The sequence below is a fragment of the Streptomyces sp. NPDC023481 genome, assembly GCF_055560195.1.
In genome coordinates, this window is sequence record NZ_JBVHJE010000005.1 from 86949 (window position 1) to 106472 (window position 19524).

Here is a 19524-nt window from a genome sequence, read left to right on the forward strand (position 1 = left end):
CAGTGGGCGGCGCCACAGGGGCACGCCGACCCGGCGGGCGTGCGCGGGGGTCCGTTTCACCCGAATGCCCTACAACCGTCCCGGTACGGCGTCCCGGTACACGGGGAAAGAGCATGGAACCGTTCTGTTTCGATCACTAACCCTCGTATAGTTACGGCCACTTGACCACTTGTGTCACCGTCTCTGCCGCGAGGATCCCACCGGACCGATGACCGCGCCCACGCATCCCGGCGACCGCCCTTCCCTCCGTACGTTCGCCTGCGCCTTCGCCGTGACCGGTGCGCTGTCGGCGCTCGTGGTCTGCGCGGCCGTGGCGGCGGCGCCCGGCACCGTCCGGGCCCCGCTCGCCTGGGGCGCGGGCGCGGCAGCCGTCGTACTGAGCGCGGCGGTGGCGACGGCCGCGCACGCCCTGCACACCGCGCGCACCAGCCGGCGCAGGCTGGAGGGCGCCACCCAGGACATCGGGCGGCTGCTCCAGCAGCAGGCCCGCACCCTTGAGGAGGCGCGCCAGGAGCAGCAGCGGCTCATCGACGAACTCGCCCAGCAGCGCGCGGAGTTGACGGAGTCGTTCGAGGCCGGCCGCGCCCGGTTCGAGCAGGAGGCCGCGCGCGAGCTGGACCGGCTGCGGCAGGAGAACGCCCGGCTGGCCGGCGAGTCGGAGCGGGCCCGGCGGGAACGGGCCACCGCGCTCTCCGCCACCTCCAACGCCGCCGCCCGGATGCAGGCCCTCGCCACGGCCACGCTCGCCGACCTGCGGGCGATGGAGGACCGGCACACCGACGAGGAGGTGCTGGCCGACCTGCTCCATCTCGACCACCGCACCGCCCAGGCCGGCCGGCTCGCCGACTCCGTCGCCGTGCTCACCGGGGCGCGTTCGGGCCGCCGGTGGGCGCGGCCGATCGGGATGGAGTCGATCCTGCGCGGCGCGATGGGCCGGATCGCCGGCTACCGGCGGGTCCGGGTGCACTCGGCCAGCGAGGCCTTCGTCGCCGGGCACGCCGCCGAGGGCGTGATGCACGCGCTCGCCGAACTCCTCGACAACGCCGCGAACTTCTCGCCGCCGACCGCCGAGGTCCATGTCTACGTGGAGGAGGTGCCGGCCGGTGTCATCGTGTCCGTGGAGGACAGCGGGCTGGTGATGGGCGAGGTGCAGCTGCGCCGAGCCGAGCAGGCGGTCTCCGGTGACATCACCGGCCTCGGCGGTCTCACCGGCACCCGGCTCGGGCTCGCCGTGGTCGGCCGGCTGGCCCGCAAGCACGGGCTGAAGGTGTCGTTCCGGCCGTCGGCGCGCGGCGGCACGGGCGTGCTGGTGCTGATCCCGCAGGACATCCTGACCAGCCCCGCCCCGGCCGCCGCCGCCCCGCCCCCCGTGAGCGGCCCGCCGGCGCCGGCGCCGGTTCCGGTCGCGGTGGACACCGCCGTCGTCCACGACTCCGCCGCGCCGCCGGAGGAGGGCCCGGCCGGGCTGCCCAAGCGGCGCCGGGGCCGTACGCTCGCCGAGGCCGAACGCGCCCGCTCGGCGCCGGGCACCGCCGCGTCCCCCGGCGCACCGGCTCCCGACACGGCCAAGGCCCGCGTGGCCCGCTTCAGCAGCTTCCGGCAGGCGGTACGGCCGTCGGCGCCGGCCCCTTCCGTCACCGCGTCCGAGCACACGCCGGGCGCGGCACAGTCCGACCCGGCACCCCCGGCGCCCCGGCCCGCGACGGCACCGGACCACACGCCGGCCACCGCACAGCCCGTCCCCACGCCCACCCCCGACGACCCCGCCGCCGCGCCCGCGCCGGACGCCGTACAGGACCGTCGTCCCGCCGGAGCCCCGCACAGCCCCGCGCCGGACGAGCCGGCCGGTGGTCTCCCGTACGACGGCGGCCGGAACGGCTCCGCCCCCGCACACCCGCACGCGCACCCGGAAGGCGACACCCCTTCATGACCGGTCCGATCACCGCCGACGACAAGCTCACCTGGCTCCTGGAAGGCCTGCTGGAGAGGACCCCGGGGACCCGGCACGCGCTCGTGCTGTCCCGGGACGGGCTGAAGCTGTGCCGCACGCCGGAGCTGAGCGTCGACCGGGCCGACCAGCTCGCCGCGATCGCCGCCGGCATCCAGTCGCTGTCGCACGGCGCCTCCGTGGAGTTCGGTGACGGCAGCGGCGGGGTGCGCTCGGCGATGACGGAGTTCTACGGCGGTGTGCTGTTCATCGTGGAGGCGGGCGCCGGCGCCCATCTGGCCGTGATCGCCACCGAGGACGCGGACGCCGGTGTCGTCGGGCACAACATGAGCGAACTGGTGGAGCAGCTCGGCGAGCACCTGACCGCTCCGCCCCGTACGTCATGAGCCGACCGGACGGGCACCGCCCGGGCCGGGACGACGCCCCGGACCGGCTGTACACCCTCACCCAGGGCCGCACCCGGACCGCCCCCGACACGCCCCTCGACCTGGTCACCCTGGTGGTCGCCGAGTCGGAGCCGGCGGCCGGGATGCAGTCGGAGCACGTGGCGATCCTGGAGCTGACCCGGCTGCCCACCGCGGTGGTGGAGATCGCCGCCGAACTGCGGCTGCCCGTGGGCATCACCAAGGTGCTGCTGTGCGACCTCCTGGCGGCGGGCCGGGTCAGCACCCGGCATCCGCGCCGCCCCGCCATCACCGATCCCGACATCCTGGAGCAGGTGCTCGTTGGACTCCGCAACCTCTGACGCGCGCACCCCGCTGGGTGCCTCCGCCGACCAGGGTTTCAAGATCGTGGTCGTGGGCGGCTTCGGCGTCGGCAAGACCACCCTGGTCCGTTCCGTCAGCGAGATCCGTCCCCTGAACACCGAGGAGACGATGACCCGGGCCGGCGAGGGCGTCGACGACATCCGGCAGGTGCGCGGCAAGCCGGGCACCACGGTCGCCTTCGACTTCGGCCGGATCACCCTGGACGCCCGCAACGTGCTGTACCTGTTCGGCGCGCCGGGCCAGGAGCGGTTCTGGTTCCTGTGGGACCGGCTGTTCTCCGGCACGCTCGGCGCGGTCGTACTGGTCGACACCCGGCGGATCGACGACTCCTGGTACGCCATCGACCGGCTGGAGCACCACGGCACGCCGTTCATCGTGGCCTGCAACGACTTCGGCGGCCCGGTCCGGGCCGGCGCGGACGTCCGCGAGGCCCTGGACCTGGACCCGCGGGTGCCGCTGGTCGACTGCGACGCCCGCTCCCGGGAGTCGGCCAAGCAGGTCCTGATCACCCTGGTGCAGCACGTCAGGCACCGGTACGCCGACCCGTCCGTGCGGGCGGGCCTGCCCCGACAGGAGTTCGTGTGACCACCCCCGACGCCGTCCCGCTCAGCGGCCCCCGGTTCCAGACCGAACCCGCCACGCTCTACCGGGAGATGCGGCGCGACCACGGCGCCGTGGTCCCGGTGCTGCTCGACGGTGACGTCCCGGCCTGGCTGGTGCTCGGCTACCGCGAACTGCACCAGGTGACCGGCGATCCGGTGCTGTTCAGCCGGGACTCCGAGCTGTGGAACCGGTGGGAGGACATCCCCGCGGACTGGCCGCTGCTGCCGATGATCGGCCGTCGGCAGCCGTCGATCCTCTACACGGTCGGCGAACGGCACCGGCAGCGCGCTGCCATGATCAGCAACGCCCTGGAGGCGGTGGACCCGTTCGAACTGCGCGGGCACGCCGAGCGGTTCGCGGACGAGCTGATCGACGCGCTGTGCACCGCGGGCGAGGCCGATCTGGTCGGGCAGTACGCGATGCTGCTGCCGGTGCGGGTCCTGGCCCGGCTGTACGGCTTCCCGGACGAGGAGGGTCCGGGGCTGGTGACCGCCCTCAACGACATGATCGACGGGCGGGAGCGGGCGCTGGCCGGTCAGGCGCATCTGGCCGCTTCCATGGGGCAGTTGCTGGCCGACCGGAAGAAGGAGCCCGCGCAGGACGTGGTCTCCCGGATGCTCGCCGACGAGAGCGGGTTCGGCGACGAGGAGATCGTGCAGGACCTGATGGTGATGATGGCGGCCGGGCACCAGCCGACCGCCGACTGGATCGGCAACTCGCTGCGGCTGATGCTGACCGACGACCGGTTCGCCGCCTCCCTGTTCGGCGGGCGCAACAGCGTCGCCGAGGCGATGAACGAGGTGCTGTGGGAGGACACGCCGACGCAGAACGTGGCGGGCCGCTGGGCCGCCCGCGACACGCATCTCGGCGGCCGGCAGATCAGGGCAGGCGACCTGCTGCTGCTCGGCCTGCAAGGGGCCAACTCCGATCCGCAGGTGCGCACCGACGCCTCCGCGCTGACCGGCGGCAACAACGCGCACTTCTCCTTCGGTCACGGCGAGCACCGCTGCCCGTTCCCCGCGCAGGAGGTCGCCGAGGTGATCGCGCGGACCGGCATCGAGGTGGTCCTGGACCGGCTGCCGGACATCGACCTGGCGGTGCCGGCCGGGTCCCTCACCCGCCGGCCCTCGCCCTGGCTGCGGGGGCTGACCCGGCTGCCCGTCCGGTTCACCCCCGTGCTCGCCCGCTGATCCCGCGCCCCCGCCGTCCCGCCCTCGCCGTACTCGACCCCGCCCTGGGAGGCACGTCACGATGACGACCGGTACCGAAGCACCCCGGATCGCCCTGGACCCCTTCGTCACCGACCTGGACGCCGAGACCGCGGCGCTGCGCGCGGCCGGCCCGCTCGCCGCCGTCGAGCTGCCCGGCGGGGTGCCGGTGTGGGCGGTCACGCACCACGCCGAGGCCAGGGCGCTGCTCACCGACCCGCGGCTGGTGAAGGACATCGAGGTGTGGGGTGCCTGGCGGCGCGGCGAGATACCCGCGGACTGGCCGCTGATCGGCCTGGCCAACCCGGGCCGCTCCATGCTCACGGTGGACGGCGCCGACCACCGCCGGCTGCGCGGCCTGGTCGCTCAGGCACTCACCCCGCGCCGGGTGGAGCGGATGCGGGAGCGGATCGAGAAGCTCACCCGGGACCTGCTGGACGCGCTGCCCGCCGACGGCTCCACCGTCGACCTGAAGGCGGCCTTCGCATATCCGCTGCCCATGGCGGTCATCGCCGACCTCATGGGGATCGAGGAGGCGCGGCTGCCCCGGCTGAAGGTGCTGTTCGAGAAGTTCTTCTCCACGCAGACCACGCCGCAGGAGGTCGTCGCGACCCTCACCGAGCTGGCGGAGATCATGGCCGACACGGTCGCGGCGAAGCGGGCCGCGCCCGGCGACGACCTGACCAGCGCGCTCGTCCTCGCCTCGGAGGACGGCGACCGGCTCACCGACGAGGAGATCGTCTCCACCCTCCAGCTGATGGTGGCGGCGGGCCACGAGACGACGATCTCCCTGATCGTCAACGCCGTCGTCAACCTCTCCACCCACCCCGGACAGCGCGCCCTGGTGCTGTCCGGGCGGGCCGACTGGTCGGCGGTCATCGAGGAGACCCTGCGGTACTCCACGCCCACCTCCCATGTCCTGATCCGGTTCGCGACCGAGGACGTACCGGTCGGCGACCGGGTCATCCCGGCCGGGGACGCGCTGATCGTGTCGTACGGCGCGATCGGCCGCGACGAGAACGCCCACGGACCCACCGCCGGACGGTTCGACATCACCCGCGGCACCCGGAACCGGCACATCTCCTTCGGCCACGGCCCCCACGTCTGCCCGGGCGCCGCACTGTCCCGGCTGGAAGCGGGCGTGGCCCTGCCCGCCCTCTACGACCGGTTCCCCGGCCTGGACCTGGCGGTACCGGCGAGCGAGCTGCGCAACAAGCCGGTGGTCACGCAGAACGACCTGTACGAGCTGCCGGTGCGGCTGAAGCCGTAGCCCGCGTCCGGGACGCCTTGACTTCGAGAGCGCTCCAACTCGTAGCGTCACCGACGGCGCGCAGGGCATCCCCCACGGGATGCCGGGGGCCGGGATCCGTCGCTAGATGGAGACAGGCCAGCTGCCGCGCCGGAACGGCGATCGAGTACTCCGGAAGGAATTCCCCATGCAGAAGCGCATGCTGCGGGATCTCCAGGTATCGGCCCTCGGGCTCGGGTGCATGGGGATGTCCGCCTTCTACGGCACCGCCGACCAGGCCGAGGGGATGGCGACCATCCGGCGCGCCCTCGAACTGGGCATCGACTTCCTCGACACCGCGCAGCTCTACGGGCCGCTCACCAACGAGTCGCTCGTGGGCGAGGCGATCAGGGGGCACCGGGACGAGTACGTGATCGCGACGAAGTTCAACTACCGGATGGACGACGCCGTGCCCGGCGACATGAGCACGGTCGGCCGGCAGGACGGCTCGGCCGAGCATGTGCGGACCTCGGTGCACGGCTCGCTCCAGCGGCTCGGCACGGACCACATCGACCTGTACTACCAGCACCGGGTCGACCCGAACGTGCCGATCGAGGAGACCGTCGGCGCCCTGGGCGAGCTGGTCGCCGAGGGCAAGGTGCGCTACATCGGGCTGAGCGAGGCGAGCGCGGAGACCATCCGGCGGGCGCACGCCGTGCACCCGGTGACCGCGGTGCAGAGCGAGTACTCGCTGTGGTCGCGGGACGTGGAGGCCGAGGTGCTGCCCGTCTGCCGGGAGCTGGGCATCGGCTTCGTGCCGTACTCGCCGCTCGGCCGCGGCTTCCTCGCCGGCCGGTTCAGCTCCCCGGACGAGCTGGACGCGAACGACTGGCGCCGGGAGAACCCCCGCTTCACGGACGCCAACCTGGAGGCCAACCTGCGGCTGGCGGCGAAGGTCAAGGAGATCGCGGCCGAGAAGGACGTGACCCCGGCCCAGCTGGCGATCGCCTGGGTGCTGGCGCAGGGCGAGAACCTGGTGCCGATCCCGGGTACCAAGCGCCGCACCTACCTGGAGCAGAACGCCGCCGCGGCCTCGATCGAGCTGACCGCGGAGGACCTGGCCCGCATCGACGCCGAGCTGCCGCAGGTGTCGGGTGAGCGGTACGACGAGTCGGGGATGCGGTCGGTCAACCGCTGACGTCTGCGTGGGACTCACCGGGTGTGGCCGAGCACACAGCCGGCCGGACCGGGGTGGGCCGGCGGTGTGCCTGTGAGGAAACCCACGCGGGGCTCAAGTAGCCGATCCGCCGGGGTGGTTGGGGGCCGCCGGCGGAGACGGGCGGGGGCGGTGGCGGCGGCCGTGGGGTCCCGTCTGCCACGATGGTCGGCGCCCTGACCAGGCGGCCCGGCCGTGCAACGCCGCCGGACCGACGGGAACCGCCGGTCTGTCCCCCGCCTGGTTGTCGAGTATCCCGCCGTGCCCTCTTCCCCCGCCCTGCCCGCGTCCACGTCCGCGCCCGCGTGCGCCCCGGCCGCCTCCGTCTCCCGTTCGCCGTGGCGTTCCCTGCGGTACCGGAGCATGCGCTGGTGGTCGGCCGCGAACCTCGTCTCCAACGCCGGTACCTGGATGCAGCTCACGGTGCAGAACCTGCTGGTGCTGCACATCACGGGCTCGGCGGCGGCGACCGGCCTGTCCATGTCGGTGCAGGCGGCGCCCGCGCTGTTCGTGAGCCTGGTCGGCGGCGCGGCCGTGGACCGCTGGCCCCGGAAGCTGACGGTCGCCGTGAGCCAGGCCCTGCTGGGCGCGGTCGCCTTCACGACGGCGCTGCTGGTGGCGCTGGACCGGATCGACATGCCGGCCCTGCTGGTGCTGGCCGCGGTGACCGGCGTCATCGCCACCGTCGACGGGCCCGCCTGCGCGCTGCTCGGCAACGACCTGGTGCCGGCGGCCGACGTGCCGTCCGCGATCGGTGTGGGCGCGCTGGTGCACAGCGCCGGCCGGCTGGCGGGCACCGCCCTGGCCGGCGTGGCCGTCGGCTTCCTCGGCACGGGCGCCGCCTACGCCGCCAACGGGCTGTCGTTCCTGTTCGTGGCAGCGGTGGTGCCGTTCCTGCGGCCGGCGCCCGGGGCCGCCACGGAGCCGGCGGCCGGGCCGCGGGTGGCCACGGCCCCGGAGCGGATGACCGTACGGGAGGGCCTGTCCTTCTTCGCGCGCCGGCCCCGCCTGGTCGCGCTGGCGGGCATCACCGGGCTCAGCTCGGTCTTCGGCCGCAACTACGGCCTCACTCTCGCCGTCCTCGTCACCGGGCCGCTCGCGGGCGGCGCCGGGGCGTTCGGGACGGTGTCCACGGTGCTGGCCGTCGGCGGCATCCTCGGCGCGGTACTCGGCGCCCGGCTGCGCAGGCCGTCCGTGCGGACCGTGGGCCTGCTCGCGGCGGCGGGCGCCCTACTCCAGGTGGTGGCGGGCCTGTCCCCGTCGCTGGCCGTGCTGCTGGTGCTGGTCCTGCCGATGGCGGTCGTGGAGTCCGTCTCCGACACCGCCGGCACGGCCGTCCTGCAGACCGACCCGCCGCCGCATCTGCGGGGCCGGGTGCTCGGGGTGTGGAGCAGCGTCGGCACGGTGTGGAGCCTCGGCGGGCCGCCGCTGCTGGGCCTGCTGATGGAGTGGGCCGGGGCGCGCGGCGCCCTGGTGGCCGGCGGGCTGCTCATCGCCGGGGCGGTGGGCGCGGGCCTGCTGGTGCGCCGCCGCGGCGGACCGGTGCCGCTGACGGTGCGTGCGAAGGACGGCGACGTGACCGGCCGCGCGGCCCTGGGGACGGCGGCCTGATCCACCGGCCCGGTCGCCGGCCGGTGCAGACGTGCCGGACCGGTCCCGACCGGTGACCGGTGCCAGTCATGCCGGTCCGGTCGCCGGCAGGCGCCAGTCGTGCCGGTCCGGTCGCCCGTCGGCCTCAGTCATGCCGGTCCGGTCGCCGGCCGGTGTCAGACGTGCCGGCCGGGCAGGTGGTACACGTGGAAGGCCTGGCCGATCACCGGCTGGGCGACGTTGCGGACGCGGACGCCCCCGCTGGTCATGCCGTGCTCGGTGCCGGCGTGGGCGTGTCCGTGCACCGCGAGGTCGGCGCCGCCGGTGTCGATGGCCTCCGCGAGCAGATAGCTGCCGAGGAACGGGTAGATCTCCGGCGGCTCCCCGGCCAGCGTGTCGGGCACCGGCGCGAAGTGGGTCAGCGCGATCCGTACGTCGCAGTCCTGCTCGTCCAGGTCCTTCAGGGCGCTGTGCAGGCCGTCGGCGCACCGGCGGGTGTAGCGGACGAACTCCTTCATGAGCGGTTCGCCGAACTCCCCGGCGCAGCGGCCGACGAAGCCGCCGCCGAAGCCCTTGGTCCCGGCGACCCCGATCCGGGCGCCGTCGGCGGTGACGACGGTGGCCTGTCCTTCGAGGACGTGCGCGCCGGCGTCGCGCAGGATCGCGGTGACCTCCTCGGGCCGCTCGTCGTGGTGGTCGTGGTTGCCGAGTACGGCGACGACGGGCACCCCGAGATCCTTGATCTCCCGGGCGACGATCGCGGCCTCCTCGGGTGTGCCGTGCCGGGTGAGGTCGCCGGCGAGCAGCAGGACGTCGGCGCACTGCGGCAGGGTTTCGAAGGAGGGCCGCAGGGTGCCCTGGCTCTCGGGGCCCATGTGGATGTCCCCGACGGCCGCGACGCGGATCATGTCAGGTCCTCTCCGTGGTCGGGCGAGGAGGTCCCGGCGATGAGCAGGTCACTGTGGACCGGATGCCCGGCCAGTTCCTCGCGGGCCATGCGCAGGATGTCGTCCCGGCACTGGGTGGACGGCACGGTGCCGGTGAGCAGGACGGTGTCGCCGCGCAGTTCGAGCCGTACGCCGAGTTCCGCGAGGTCTCCGCAGGCCAGGTGCTCGGCGAGGTGGGCGACGCGGTAGTCCAGGGTGCCCGGCGCCGGCGGGCTGGTGTCGGTCATGGCTGCCCCTCCGGGGGGTCGATCACGTTCAGCCGTTCGAGGAGGAAGAGGAACGCGGCGGGCATGGGCTGGTCACCGCAGGACGCGCGGACCGTGTCCCAGTCGACCTTCTCGCGGACCGCGCGGGCCACCGGCAGCACCGACCCGAAGTCGCAGTAGTGCTCGGAGAAGGCGCTGATCAGGCTGCGGATCAGGTCGGTGGGGCAGAGCACGGGCATGAGCACCGAGTCGACCGGCAGCACGTGTGCCCGGTCGAGCATGTCCCGGGTGACGGGCTGGTGTGCCAGCGCGAAGATGACGTCGATGTTCTGCCCGTGGCAGGTGGTCTTCAGCAGCCAGTCCTCCGGCGGGGTCCGCACGCCGAGCCCCGCCTCGCGCAGGGTGGCGGCCACCGCTTCGGCGTCGTCGGGCAGGATGGCGAAGTCGGCGTCGTGCTGGAGGTAGCGGCTGCCTCCGTGGGCGTACACGGCCACGCTGCCGGCCAGGGCGAAGGGGTGCCCGGCGCGTTTGAGCAGCGCGCCGATCGCCTTGGTGGCCTCCAGGATGGCCTGGCTGCGGTCCTGCGGCAGTTCCGGCGGATCCGGTGTGGGCGTGAGCGGGTCCGGTCCCGAGGCGAGACGGAGTTCGGTGACCTCCGGTCGCGTCAGGGGCGCGGTGTCCTCCCCGTTGTGCGTCATGACCTCTCCATTCGGCACCCTGGCACCCCGGGCGGCGGGTCGGCCCAGGGGGTCGTACGGGTACCCGGCGCGCCGCCCGCAACACGGCGTCGCCGGAAAGGTTCGCTCCGCCACGGCGGGCGCCGGGGTTACGACGGCGCGGTACCGGCTCGCGGACGCGAGCCGGGGCACCACCGGTGCGGCGTGACGCGCGCGGCACCCGCGCCGGCGGGGCGGCCATCGGTAGGGCGAGGCGTGCGCGGCACCCGCGCCGCCGAGCGATCCACGGTATGCGCGGGACGGGCGGGACGGGCGCGGCACCCGCACCAGCGAGCAACCATCGAGCACGGCACCACACACACGGCACCCGCGCCGGCGGAGGGCCGCCGCTACGGCGTGACGTGCGCGGCACCCGCGCCGGGCGCACGCTGGGAGGCATGGCACCCCGGCTCGGGCGCGTGGGCCCGCGGCAGCCGTGGCAGTCGGCGCACGCGCTGCTGGTGCTCCCGGTCGCGCTCATCGCCGTGATCACGGTGGTGGACCTGCGGACCCCGGCCGACATCCATCTGGGGCCGGCCCTGGTGATCGCGCCGGCGCTGACCCCCTCCTTCGCCGGGCCCCGGACGACGGCCTGCATCGGTGCGCTCGCGGTGGGCGCCCAGCTCCTCATCGGCGTCCAGGGCGGGCTCGGCACCAGCAACCACATCGTGCAGATCATCACTCTGACCGTGCTGGTGGTGCTCACCGTCGTCTACAGCGCCCTGCGCCAGCGCCGGCAGGCCCAGCTGGCCCAGGTCCGCACGGTCGCGGAGGCCGCGCAGCACGTGCTGATGTGGCCGCTGCCCGACCAGATCGGCCCGCTGCGGATCGCATCGCTGTACCTGGCCGCGGAGGACGAGGCGCAGATCGGCGGCGACCTGTACGCGGCGACCGTGAGCGACGGCGCGGTACGTCTCCTGATCGGTGACGTCCGCGGCAAGGGGCTGTCCGCCATCGGCGAGGCGGCGCTGCTGCTGGGCGCCTTCCGGGAGAGCGCCCACCGGCGCATCCCGCTGGCCGAGCTGGCGAACCGGCTGAACCAGAGCGTGTCCCGGTACGCGGCCGACCTGGAGGCCCCGGAGGAGGAGGGCGAGCGGTTCGCGACCGCCCTCCTGGTGGAGATCCCGGACCGCGACCCGGTCACCCGGATGACCAGCTGCGGTCACCCGCCGCCGCTGCTGCTGAGCCCCGGGCACGTCGTGACGGTCCCGAGTCTGCACCCGTCGCCGCCGCTCGGGGTGCTGAGCGGCGGCGAGCACACGCTGGACGTGTTCTCCTTCGAGCCGGGTGACACGCTGCTGCTCTACACGGACGGGGTCGTGGAGGCCCGGGACGAGCGCGGCCGCTTCTATCCCCTGCCGGACCGGGTGCTGCGGTGGGCCGGGGACAGCCCCGAGGCGCTGATGCACCACCTGCGGCGCGATCTGCTCGCCCACGCCGGCGGCCGGCTGGGCGACGACGCCGCGCTCATCGCGGTCCACCGCATCCCCGTCGAACGCCGCCGGCATCACGGCCGCGGGGACCCGGGCCGCGGCGCGGCCGAGCGACCGCGGCGGGCGTGAGCCCCGCTCCGAATGGGGCGGGGCGGGACCCACGTCCGGGTCCCTCGTCAGCGGGCCTGCTTCAGCCCGGTGATCTTCAGGGTCTTCAGGTCGGACTGGACGTCGATCCGGCTGACCTGCGGGTGCGGGCCGTCTCCCCAGGTGAGCGTGACCCGGCTGGTGGCGTGGCCCATGCCGGAACCGGTGTAGGCCACCTTCCACTTCACCGGCACGTTCTGCGCGAACAGGATGCCGTCGGCGTGCTGCTTCTTCTCGTAGGCGGCGACCTGCTTCTTGGCGGCGGCCGACAGGTAGAAACCGCGCAGCGCCTTGGCGGCGGTCCCGGCCGTGGTGTCGTCGGTGGTCCAGACGGCGTCGATGTAGGCGCCGTAGAAGTCGGCCACCCGCTGGGTGGTGTTGCGCGGGTCGCCCTGGGCGGACGACACTGCGGCGGCGCGGGTGGTGTGGTTCGCGGAGGCTCCCGCCAGGGCGGGCGTGACGGCGGCCAGGGTGAGGCCGGCGGTGAGAGCCGTTGCGGTGAGCAGGGTCTTGCGACTGCGGACGGTCATGTGTGCTGTTCCCCCGGTTCTTCGCGGCCGGTCCGATGCCGGCCGTCGACGGACCTTAAGACACTGTTCCGTGCGCCCTGGTTCCTGTTGTGGAGTACGGGTTTCGGCCATTCCCGAGGTGCTTCCGAAGCAGGATGGCAGGGATGGCACGGATGGTCGGACAGGGGCGCGGTGCCGCCCGGGCACCCGCCAGGCCGTCGTACGGCCGAAGGCGGGGCCGGGGTCCGGGAGGTGGGTCGGACCCCGGCCCCGGGTCTGTCACGGCTTGCGGGCGACCGCGCCGTACATCGCGATGTCCTCGTCCCGGATGCCCTGCTCGCCGCTGCCGTCGGGGTGCCACTTGTGCACCTGGACGATGCCGGGCTCGACCAGGTCCAGGCCCGTGAAGAAGGCGTGCGCCTCGTCCAGGGTGCGCAGGCGCATCGGCATGTCGCGGGCCGCGTACTCGCGGGCGACCCGGCCCACCTCCGCCGGCGCGAACTCGGCGGTGCCGATGGACATCGCCAGGTAGCTGCCGGAGGGCAGCGGCTCCAGCAGTCGTCGTACCACCCCGACGGCGTCGTCCGCGTCCAGCATGAAGTGGACGATCGCGATGACGGTGAGCGCGACGGGCCGGCTCAGGTCCAGGGTGTCGCGCAGCTCGGGGGCGTCCAGGATGGCCGCGGGGTCCCGGAAGTCGGCCTCCAGGTAGGCGGTGCGGCCCTCGGGGGCGCTGGCCAGCAGGCCCTGGGAGAGGGTGAGCACGATCGGGTCGTTGTCGACGTAGACGACCCGGGACTCGGGGGCCACGGCCTGGGCGATCTCGTGCAGGTTGGGCGAGGTCGGGATGCCCGTACCGATGTCCAGGAACTGGCGCATGCCCGCCTCCTCGGCGAGCCAGCGCACGGCGCGGTTCATGAAGTCGCGGTTGGCACGCATGTGCACCGGGAGCGCGGGCCACTCCCGGGCCATCGCGTCGCCCGCCTCCTTGTCGGCGGGGTAGTAGTCCTTGCCGCCGAGTATGTAGTCGTAGATGCGGGCGGAGTGGGCGTGCTCGGTGTCGATCCGGTCGGCCGGCCATCCGTTGTCGGGCAACTCCGTGTCTCCCATTCGGTCGAGGTGTCGGGGGCTTCGCGGCGGGACTTCGCGGCGCGGGGGGCGGGTGCGTGGGTCCGGGGTGCGGGTGCGGGTCACCACTCCTTGCGCAGCGTGCCGAGCAGGGTCTCGGTTCTGGTGGGGGAGGCGGCCTGGGCGCTCAGCCGGTCCAGGGCCTCCCGGTAGACCACGACGTCCTCCGCCTTGTCGAGGTAGGCGGCGCCGACGAGGCCGCTGAGGTAGGCGATGTCGGGCAGTTCGCGGGCCCGGAACCGGAAGAGGTGGTAGGCACCGGCCCGCAGGGCGGGATGCGGCCCGTTGGCGAACGGCATGAGCTGCACGGTGACATGGGGCAACCGGTTGACCTCGATGAGGTGGTCGATCTGCGCCCGCATCACCTCGGGGCCGCCGACCGGCCAGCGCAGCGCGGTCTCGTCCATCACCACCCACAGCCGTGGCGGTGCGGGCCTGGCCAGCAGTTCCTGGCGGCGCATGCGCAGCGCGACGCGGCGTTCGGTGGTCTCCGCGGAGGCGTGCGGGGCGTCCGCGGTGAGCAGGGCGCGGGCGTAGTCCTCGGTCTGCAGCAGGCCGTGCACGAACTGGTTCTCGTACGCCCGGACCTGCGCGGCCGCCTGCTCCAGGCTGAGGTAGGCGGCGAACCAGTCGGGCATGACGTCCCGGTAGGTGTGCCACCAGCCGCGCTTGTTGGCCTCGCGGACGGACTGCAGGAAGGTGTCGATCTCCTGCCGGTCGGTGACGCCGTAGACCTGGAGGAGTTTCTCGGCGTCCGCGAGCCGCAGCCGGGCCACCTTGGCGGCCTCCATGCGCCGGATCGTGGAGTGGCTGACGCCGATGGCCGCGCCCGCCTCCGCGTAGCCGAGGCCGGCCCGAGTGCGCAGTTCCTCCAGCTGCCGGCCGAGGATCATGCGCAGCACGGAAGGGGCGCCGCCCCAGTCGGTGTCCGCGGTCACGCCCCCACCCCCTCGTCAGGTCCCAGGTCCCGCACGTCAGCCTCGCACGCGATCGGGCGTGCCCACCCATTCGATCACGTTCTGGCGGATGCAGCATGCACTTCGCCACTTGCAAATTTCAACTTGCTGGTTGCGGTGCGTGGTTGGCGGATGCCAGAGTGGACTCACTGCTCCGGCCGATCCAGGAGCAGGCGGCGCGGTCGGCTCGGGGGAGACGGCCGCCGGCACGGCCTGCTGCGCGGGCGGTGTGACGTCCGCCGAGCGAGCGGCCGGCCCGATGCCCGCGGCCCCCTCCGCGAGGCCGGACGAAAGGCGTACGGCGATGGCTCCGCCCTCCCCCGACCACGGAACGGATCGACCGCACCCGATACGCGCCGTGCCGCCCACTCCGGCCGGCGTTCTCATACCACCCGGAGGCGAGCGCTCCGGTCGACTCCCTGGGCCTCACGGCTCCGACCGGCTCGCCTCCGGGGCCCCGCGCACGGGCGGTACGGCGGCCTGAAGAACCCCGGTACGGCCGCGCCCTCTTCCACGACGACGCGGAAGAGGGCGTGCCCGCCTCGACTCCCCACTGTCGTATCCCGGACCACCCCCACTCGTCCGAAGGAAGACCATGCACCACACCACCCCCACCCCCGCTCCGACCGCCGACCCGTCCTGGACCCGCACCCGCCCGAGGCCCGGCTCCCAGGAACAGCCCGGCTGAGCCGGCCGCGCGGCGCTACGGCATCCGGCCCCGACCCGCTTTCCCGTGCCGGGACGGCACGTACCGCCCTCCGGAAACACCCCCACCTGCCCGTCAGACGTCGCTGTCGCGGCGGCTGGTCACCCGGCGTCGGTCCGGCCAGCGGACGTCGTAGGCCCAGCCGAGGTGTTCGAACCAGCGGATCAGGCGGGCGCTGGCGTCGAGTTGGCCGGTGAGTACGCCGTGTCGGGCGCTGGTGGGGTCGGCGTGGTGGAGGTTGTGCCAGGACTCGCCGAAGGAGAGCGGGGCCAGCCACCACACGTTGCCCGAGCGGTCGCGGCTGCGAAAGGGGCGGGAACCGGCCGCGTGGCAGATGGAGTTGATGGACCAGGTCACGTGGTGGACCAGGCAGACGCGGACCAGTCCGGCCCAGAGGAACGCGGTGAGCGCGCCCTGCCAGGACCGGGTCAGCGCCGCGCCCAGCAGGGCGGGCAGGGCGAGGGAGGCGAGGACCAGGACGCCGAACCGCCGGGAGATCAGCATCAGGGCGCGGTCGCGGACGAGGTCGGGCGCGTACGTCCGGGCCGAGGCGTGCTCGGTCTCGAACAGCCAGCCCAGGTGGGCGTGGAACATGCCCTTGGCGAGGGCGCGGGGTGAGTGGCCGTACCGCCAGGGCGAGTGGGGATCGCCGTCCCGGTCGGAGTACCTGTGGTGCTTGCGGTGGTCGGCCACCCAGGTGATGAGCGGCCCCTGTACGGCGAGACTGCCCGCCAGCGCGAGCGCGATCCGCAGCGGCCTTCGCGCCTTGAACGAGCCGTGGGTGAAGTGCCGGTGGAAGCCGACGGTGATGCCGAGCCCGCTGACCAGGTAGAAGGCGACGGCCAGCGCGAGGTCCGTGGGGCTGAGCCCGTGCCGCCACGCCAACGGCACGGCGGCGAGCACGGCGAGGAACGGTACGACGACGAAGACCCCGATCATCAGCTGCTCGCCGGTGGGCCAGGACCACCTGCCGGCCGCCGACGGGACGGATCCGGGGGGCTCCGGGGACATGGCGACCCTTTCTCGGCCGGGGGCCGGGCTAGTCGACGGCGGTGAAGGCGAGCACGGCGTTCTGGCCGCCGAAGCCGAAGGAGTTGCTGACGGCGGCTCGCATCCGGTGCGGGCGGGGCACCTTGGCGACGACGTCCAGGTCCATCGCCGGGTCGAGGGTGTCCAGGTTGGCGGTGGGCGGGATCAGCTGGTGGCGCAGGGTGAGCACGGTGCAGGCCGCCTCGATGGCCCCGGCGCCGCCGATGGCGTGCCCGATGGTGCCCTTGACCGCGGTGACGGGCGGGGGCCGGCGGAAGACCCGGTGCAGGGCGTTGTGTTCGGCGGCGTCGCCCTGCGGGGTGGCGGTGCCGTGCGCGTTGACGTGGTCGATGTCCTCGGGGGCCAGGCCGGCGTCGGCGAGGGCGCCGCTCAGCGCGCGGGCGGCGCCGTCGCCGTCGGGGTGCGGGGCGGTGAAGTGGTGGGCGTCGCAGGAGGCGCCGAACCCGGCGAGCAGGGCCTCGGGCCGTACGCCCCGGGCGCGGGCGTCCTCGGTGCGTTCCAGGACGAGGACGGCCGCGCCCTCGCCGAGGACGAAGCCGTCGCGGTCCCGGTCGAACGGGCGGGAGGCCGCGTCCGGGGTGTCGGCGCGGCGGGACAGGGCCCGCATCTGGGCGAAGCAGGCGGCGGTCATGCGCAGCCGGGCCGACTCGCTGCCGCCGGCCAGGACCAGGTCACAGCGACCGGACAACAGCCAGTCCCGGGCCAGGCCGAGCGCGCTGGTGCCGGAGGCGCAGGCCGTGCTGACCACCATGTTGGGGCCCAGCGCGCCGAGGTCCAGGGCGATCTCCGCGGCGGCCATGTTGGGCACGCTGCGGGGCAGCGCCAGCGGGGAGACGCGGTCGGGGGTGTGGGCGGCGAGCCGGTCGAACTCGGCCTGCCAGCCCTGCATCGACCCGGTGCCGACGCCCATCACCACCCCGACCCGGGCGCCGTCCCAGCCGCCCGGGGCGAGCCGCGCGTCGGCGACGGCCTCACGGGCGGCGAGCAGCGCGAAGGTCGTGAACCGGTCCAGTCGGCGGGCCAGCCGGTGTCCGAGCAGGCGGGCCGTGTCCCGGGCGGGCACCTGGCAGGAGAAGGCGACGGGCAGCCCGTCCAGGGCGGGGTCGGCGGTGGCGGTGGACTGCCCGGCGCACAGGCCCGCCCAGGCCGCGTCCCGGCCGATGCCGGCCGGGGTGACCATGCCCAGTCCGGTGACGGCCACCGGGGCCGTCCGCCGCACGCCTGCTCTCACCTGCTGCATGGGGGGTGATTATCCGGGCCGTTGGGTGCGGTTCCGGGCCGCCGCAGCTCGTTCGGCCCACACCGGCCGGCCCTACCACCCGGATGCGTGAATCCGGACGTGCGAAAGGGACGCGTGGATGCGGGCGCGTGGAGGCGGAGGCGTGCGTACGGGCCGAAGGGGTCACGGCCCCCAGCGGGACTGTCCTCCACCCGTCCAGCGCACGGACCGCGCCGGACCAAGCGCACGCGAGTGCCTCTTCCAGGCCGCCTGCCGGCCGGCACCGACAGCGCCCTCGTACGCACACGTGCCCGCTCTGCCCCGAATGCCTGTTTGACGTGCGACGCCCGCGGGCCGGTGGCTGAATGGCCGTCATGGACTTTCTCGCCGCGTACGACGCGATCCCGGAGGACGACGTCCCCCAGCGGGTGGCCCTGCTGCGCACGACCATGGCGACCGGCAGGGCGGCCCTCTTCGCCGAGCTGCGCGCCCGGCGGCCGGTGTTCAGTACGCCCGTCGGCGTGTTCGTCACCCGGCACCCCGACGTCCTGGAGGTGCTGTCGGCGCCCGGGACGTTCACCGTGGGGGTGTTCGGGCCGGCGTTGGAGGACGTGCTCGGCGCGCCGTTCGTCCTGGCCCGGGACGGCGCCGACGTGCACTGGCGGGAGCGCGGGTACGGGCAGCTGATGCTCGCCGCCGAGGACGCGCCCCGGGTGCGGGAGCTGACCGCGCGGATCGCCGACGAGGTGCTGGACGAGGTGACCGGCCGGGGCGCCGACACCTTCGACCTGGTCCAGGACTACGCCCGCGTGGCCGCCGCCCGGGTCGCCGTGGCCTATCTGGGGTTCACCGGGATCGAGGAGGAGACGCTGCACTCGTGCACCCGGCGGATGCAGTGGGCGTTCGCCGTCAATCCCGAGCGGGACCCGGAGGTCCACGCGGCGGGCGTGGCGGCCGGCCGCGAACTGCACGACCGGGTGGCCGAGTTGATCGCGCGCCGCCGGGACACGGTCCACGACGGCGGGCCCGACGACGTCCTCGGCCGGATGCTGCGCACCCGGCTGCCCGCCGAGTACGGCTTCGACGACGAGCGGATCAACGCCAACCTGGTCGGGTACCTGACGGGCTATCAGCAGAACGCCACCCAGTGCACGGCCACCGCCCTGAAGGAACTCGCGGTGCGCCCCGAGGTGCTGGCCGAGGCGGTGCGCACGGCACGGGAGGGCGACCCGGCGCGCTTCGACGCCTATGTGTGGGAGGCGCTGCGCTTCCACCCGTTCGTGCCGGTCACGCCCCGGCTGTGCCTGCGCGACCACGTGCTGGCCGCGGGCACCCCGCGGCAGACGGTGATCCCGGCCAGGAGCGTGGTGCTGGCCTGCTTCGCGTCGGCGATGTTCGACGAGGAGGTGCTCGACGCGCCGGCCGAGTTCCGGCCCGGACGGCCGCCCGCGCACAACCTCGTTCTCGGCTACGGCGCCCACGACTGCGTCGGCCGGTACGCGGCCCAGGTGATCGTGCCCGAGCTGGTGCGGCGCGTGCTGCTGCGCCCCGGCATGCGCCCGCTGCCCGGCGCCGAACGCGCCCTGGACTACGCGGGCACCCCGTTCCCGCAGCACTACGCGGTGCGCTCGGGCCGTCCCGCCGTAGCCGCGAACTGACCCCCCACGACGGCCGGCGACGCCCCGCGCACCGGCCGGCGGCCGCCGCCCACCCGGGGCCCCGCCGGGACAAGCGCACCCCGCCCGAGCGGGACCGGTACCCGCGCGTGAACCCCGACCCGGCTTCGTCCCGACCCGACCAGACCCGACCGCGACGCCCACCCGATCACGATCCCGACCCAGCCGCGAACCCCACCCGAGCATGACCGAGGACGACCGCGCACCCCGCCGGACGCCACGCACCCCACGACCACGACCGCCCGTACGTGCGGCCCCGCGCCTCGCCGTG

General features: G+C 74.3%; 18 protein-coding genes. 10 read left to right on the forward strand and 8 right to left on the reverse strand.

Features of this window, described 5'->3' with window-relative positions; translation table 11 throughout:
- Positions 1–208: 208 nt before the first annotated feature.
- The 8 genes from ACZ3ZD_RS12755 to ACZ3ZD_RS12790 all read left to right on the forward strand — a co-directional run bounded on the left by ACZ3ZD_RS12755 (position 209) and on the right by ACZ3ZD_RS12790 (position 8581).
- The gene (locus tag ACZ3ZD_RS12755; RefSeq protein ID WP_467395982.1) at positions 209–1930 is read left to right on the forward strand and encodes a sensor histidine kinase; all 1722 of its coding nucleotides are present in this window, start codon (positions 209–211) and stop codon (positions 1928–1930) included.
- On the forward strand, positions 1927–2334 hold the full coding sequence (locus tag ACZ3ZD_RS12760) for a roadblock/LC7 domain-containing protein (protein ID WP_467395984.1): 408 nt from the start codon (positions 1927–1929) through the stop codon (positions 2332–2334). The genes ACZ3ZD_RS12755 and ACZ3ZD_RS12760 overlap by 4 nt, the downstream gene beginning before the upstream one ends.
- On the forward strand, positions 2331–2693 hold the full coding sequence (locus tag ACZ3ZD_RS12765) for a DUF742 domain-containing protein (RefSeq protein WP_467395986.1): 363 nt from the start codon (positions 2331–2333) through the stop codon (positions 2691–2693). The genes ACZ3ZD_RS12760 and ACZ3ZD_RS12765 overlap by 4 nt, the downstream gene beginning before the upstream one ends.
- Complete coding sequence (locus ACZ3ZD_RS12770; protein ID WP_467395988.1) at positions 2674–3300, forward strand: GTP-binding protein; 627 nt, start codon at positions 2674–2676, stop codon at positions 3298–3300. The genes ACZ3ZD_RS12765 and ACZ3ZD_RS12770 overlap by 20 nt, the downstream gene beginning before the upstream one ends.
- Complete coding sequence (locus tag ACZ3ZD_RS12775; protein ID WP_467395989.1) at positions 3297–4508, forward strand: cytochrome P450; 1212 nt, start codon at positions 3297–3299, stop codon at positions 4506–4508. The genes ACZ3ZD_RS12770 and ACZ3ZD_RS12775 overlap by 4 nt, the downstream gene beginning before the upstream one ends.
- Before the next feature lie 61 nt (positions 4509–4569).
- Positions 4570–5796 (forward strand): cytochrome P450 family protein, encoded by a 1227-nt coding sequence (locus ACZ3ZD_RS12780; RefSeq protein ID WP_467395991.1) that lies wholly within the window; start codon positions 4570–4572, stop codon positions 5794–5796.
- Between the two features lie 166 nt (positions 5797–5962).
- The gene (locus tag ACZ3ZD_RS12785; RefSeq protein ID WP_467395993.1) at positions 5963–6952 is read left to right on the forward strand and encodes an aldo/keto reductase; all 990 of its coding nucleotides are present in this window, start codon (positions 5963–5965) and stop codon (positions 6950–6952) included.
- Between the two features lie 381 nt (positions 6953–7333).
- Positions 7334–8581 (forward strand): MFS transporter, encoded by a 1248-nt coding sequence (locus tag ACZ3ZD_RS12790; RefSeq protein ID WP_467396497.1) that lies wholly within the window; start codon positions 7334–7336, stop codon positions 8579–8581.
- 155 nt (positions 8582–8736) lie between these two features.
- On the opposite strand, the gene ACZ3ZD_RS12795 is transcribed toward ACZ3ZD_RS12790, so the two are convergent.
- Genes ACZ3ZD_RS12795 through ACZ3ZD_RS12805 form a run of 3 tightly spaced genes read right to left on the reverse strand, consistent with a single transcriptional unit; the run spans position 8737 to position 10411 of the window.
- Positions 8737–9468, reverse strand: coding sequence for a metallophosphoesterase family protein (locus tag ACZ3ZD_RS12795; protein WP_467395995.1), 732 nt, complete (start codon positions 9466–9468; stop codon positions 8737–8739).
- Complete coding sequence (locus ACZ3ZD_RS12800; RefSeq protein WP_467395997.1) at positions 9465–9734, reverse strand: BON domain-containing protein; 270 nt, start codon at positions 9732–9734, stop codon at positions 9465–9467. The genes ACZ3ZD_RS12795 and ACZ3ZD_RS12800 overlap by 4 nt, the downstream gene beginning before the upstream one ends.
- Entirely contained in the window at positions 9731–10411 is a 681-nt protein-coding gene (locus ACZ3ZD_RS12805; RefSeq protein ID WP_467395999.1) for a hypothetical protein, read from the reverse strand. Before ACZ3ZD_RS12805 ends, ACZ3ZD_RS12800 begins: the two co-directional genes overlap by 4 nt.
- Before the next feature lie 416 nt (positions 10412–10827).
- Between ACZ3ZD_RS12805 and ACZ3ZD_RS12810 the strand changes: the two genes are divergently transcribed.
- The gene (locus ACZ3ZD_RS12810; protein ID WP_467396001.1) at positions 10828–11991 is read left to right on the forward strand and encodes a PP2C family protein-serine/threonine phosphatase; all 1164 of its coding nucleotides are present in this window, start codon (positions 10828–10830) and stop codon (positions 11989–11991) included.
- Positions 11992–12038: 47 nt separating this feature from the next.
- Here the strand turns inward: ACZ3ZD_RS12810 and ACZ3ZD_RS12815 are convergent, their stop codons facing one another.
- From ACZ3ZD_RS12815 to ACZ3ZD_RS12835, 5 genes are all read right to left on the reverse strand, one after another.
- A complete protein-coding gene (locus ACZ3ZD_RS12815; RefSeq protein ID WP_467396003.1) occupies positions 12039–12539 on the reverse strand; it encodes a hypothetical protein in 501 nt (166 codons plus the stop codon).
- Positions 12540–12797: 258 nt separating this feature from the next.
- Positions 12798–13613, reverse strand: a complete 816-nt coding sequence (locus tag ACZ3ZD_RS12820; protein WP_467396004.1) for an SAM-dependent methyltransferase — start codon at positions 13611–13613, stop codon at positions 12798–12800.
- 95 nt (positions 13614–13708) lie between these two features.
- On the reverse strand, positions 13709–14584 hold the full coding sequence (locus tag ACZ3ZD_RS12825) for a helix-turn-helix domain-containing protein (RefSeq protein WP_467396006.1): 876 nt from the start codon (positions 14582–14584) through the stop codon (positions 13709–13711).
- Between the two features lie 799 nt (positions 14585–15383).
- Positions 15384–16319, reverse strand: coding sequence for an acyl-CoA desaturase (locus ACZ3ZD_RS12830; RefSeq protein ID WP_467396008.1), 936 nt, complete (start codon positions 16317–16319; stop codon positions 15384–15386).
- Between the two features lie 28 nt (positions 16320–16347).
- Positions 16348–17598, reverse strand: coding sequence for a beta-ketoacyl-[acyl-carrier-protein] synthase family protein (locus tag ACZ3ZD_RS12835; RefSeq protein ID WP_467396010.1), 1251 nt, complete (start codon positions 17596–17598; stop codon positions 16348–16350).
- A gap of 353 nt (positions 17599–17951) precedes the next feature.
- On the opposite strand from ACZ3ZD_RS12835, the gene ACZ3ZD_RS12840 reads away from it, so the two are divergent.
- Complete coding sequence (locus ACZ3ZD_RS12840) at positions 17952–19235, forward strand: cytochrome P450 (RefSeq protein ID WP_467396011.1); 1284 nt, start codon at positions 17952–17954, stop codon at positions 19233–19235.
- The last annotated feature ends 289 nt before the right edge of the window (positions 19236–19524 follow it).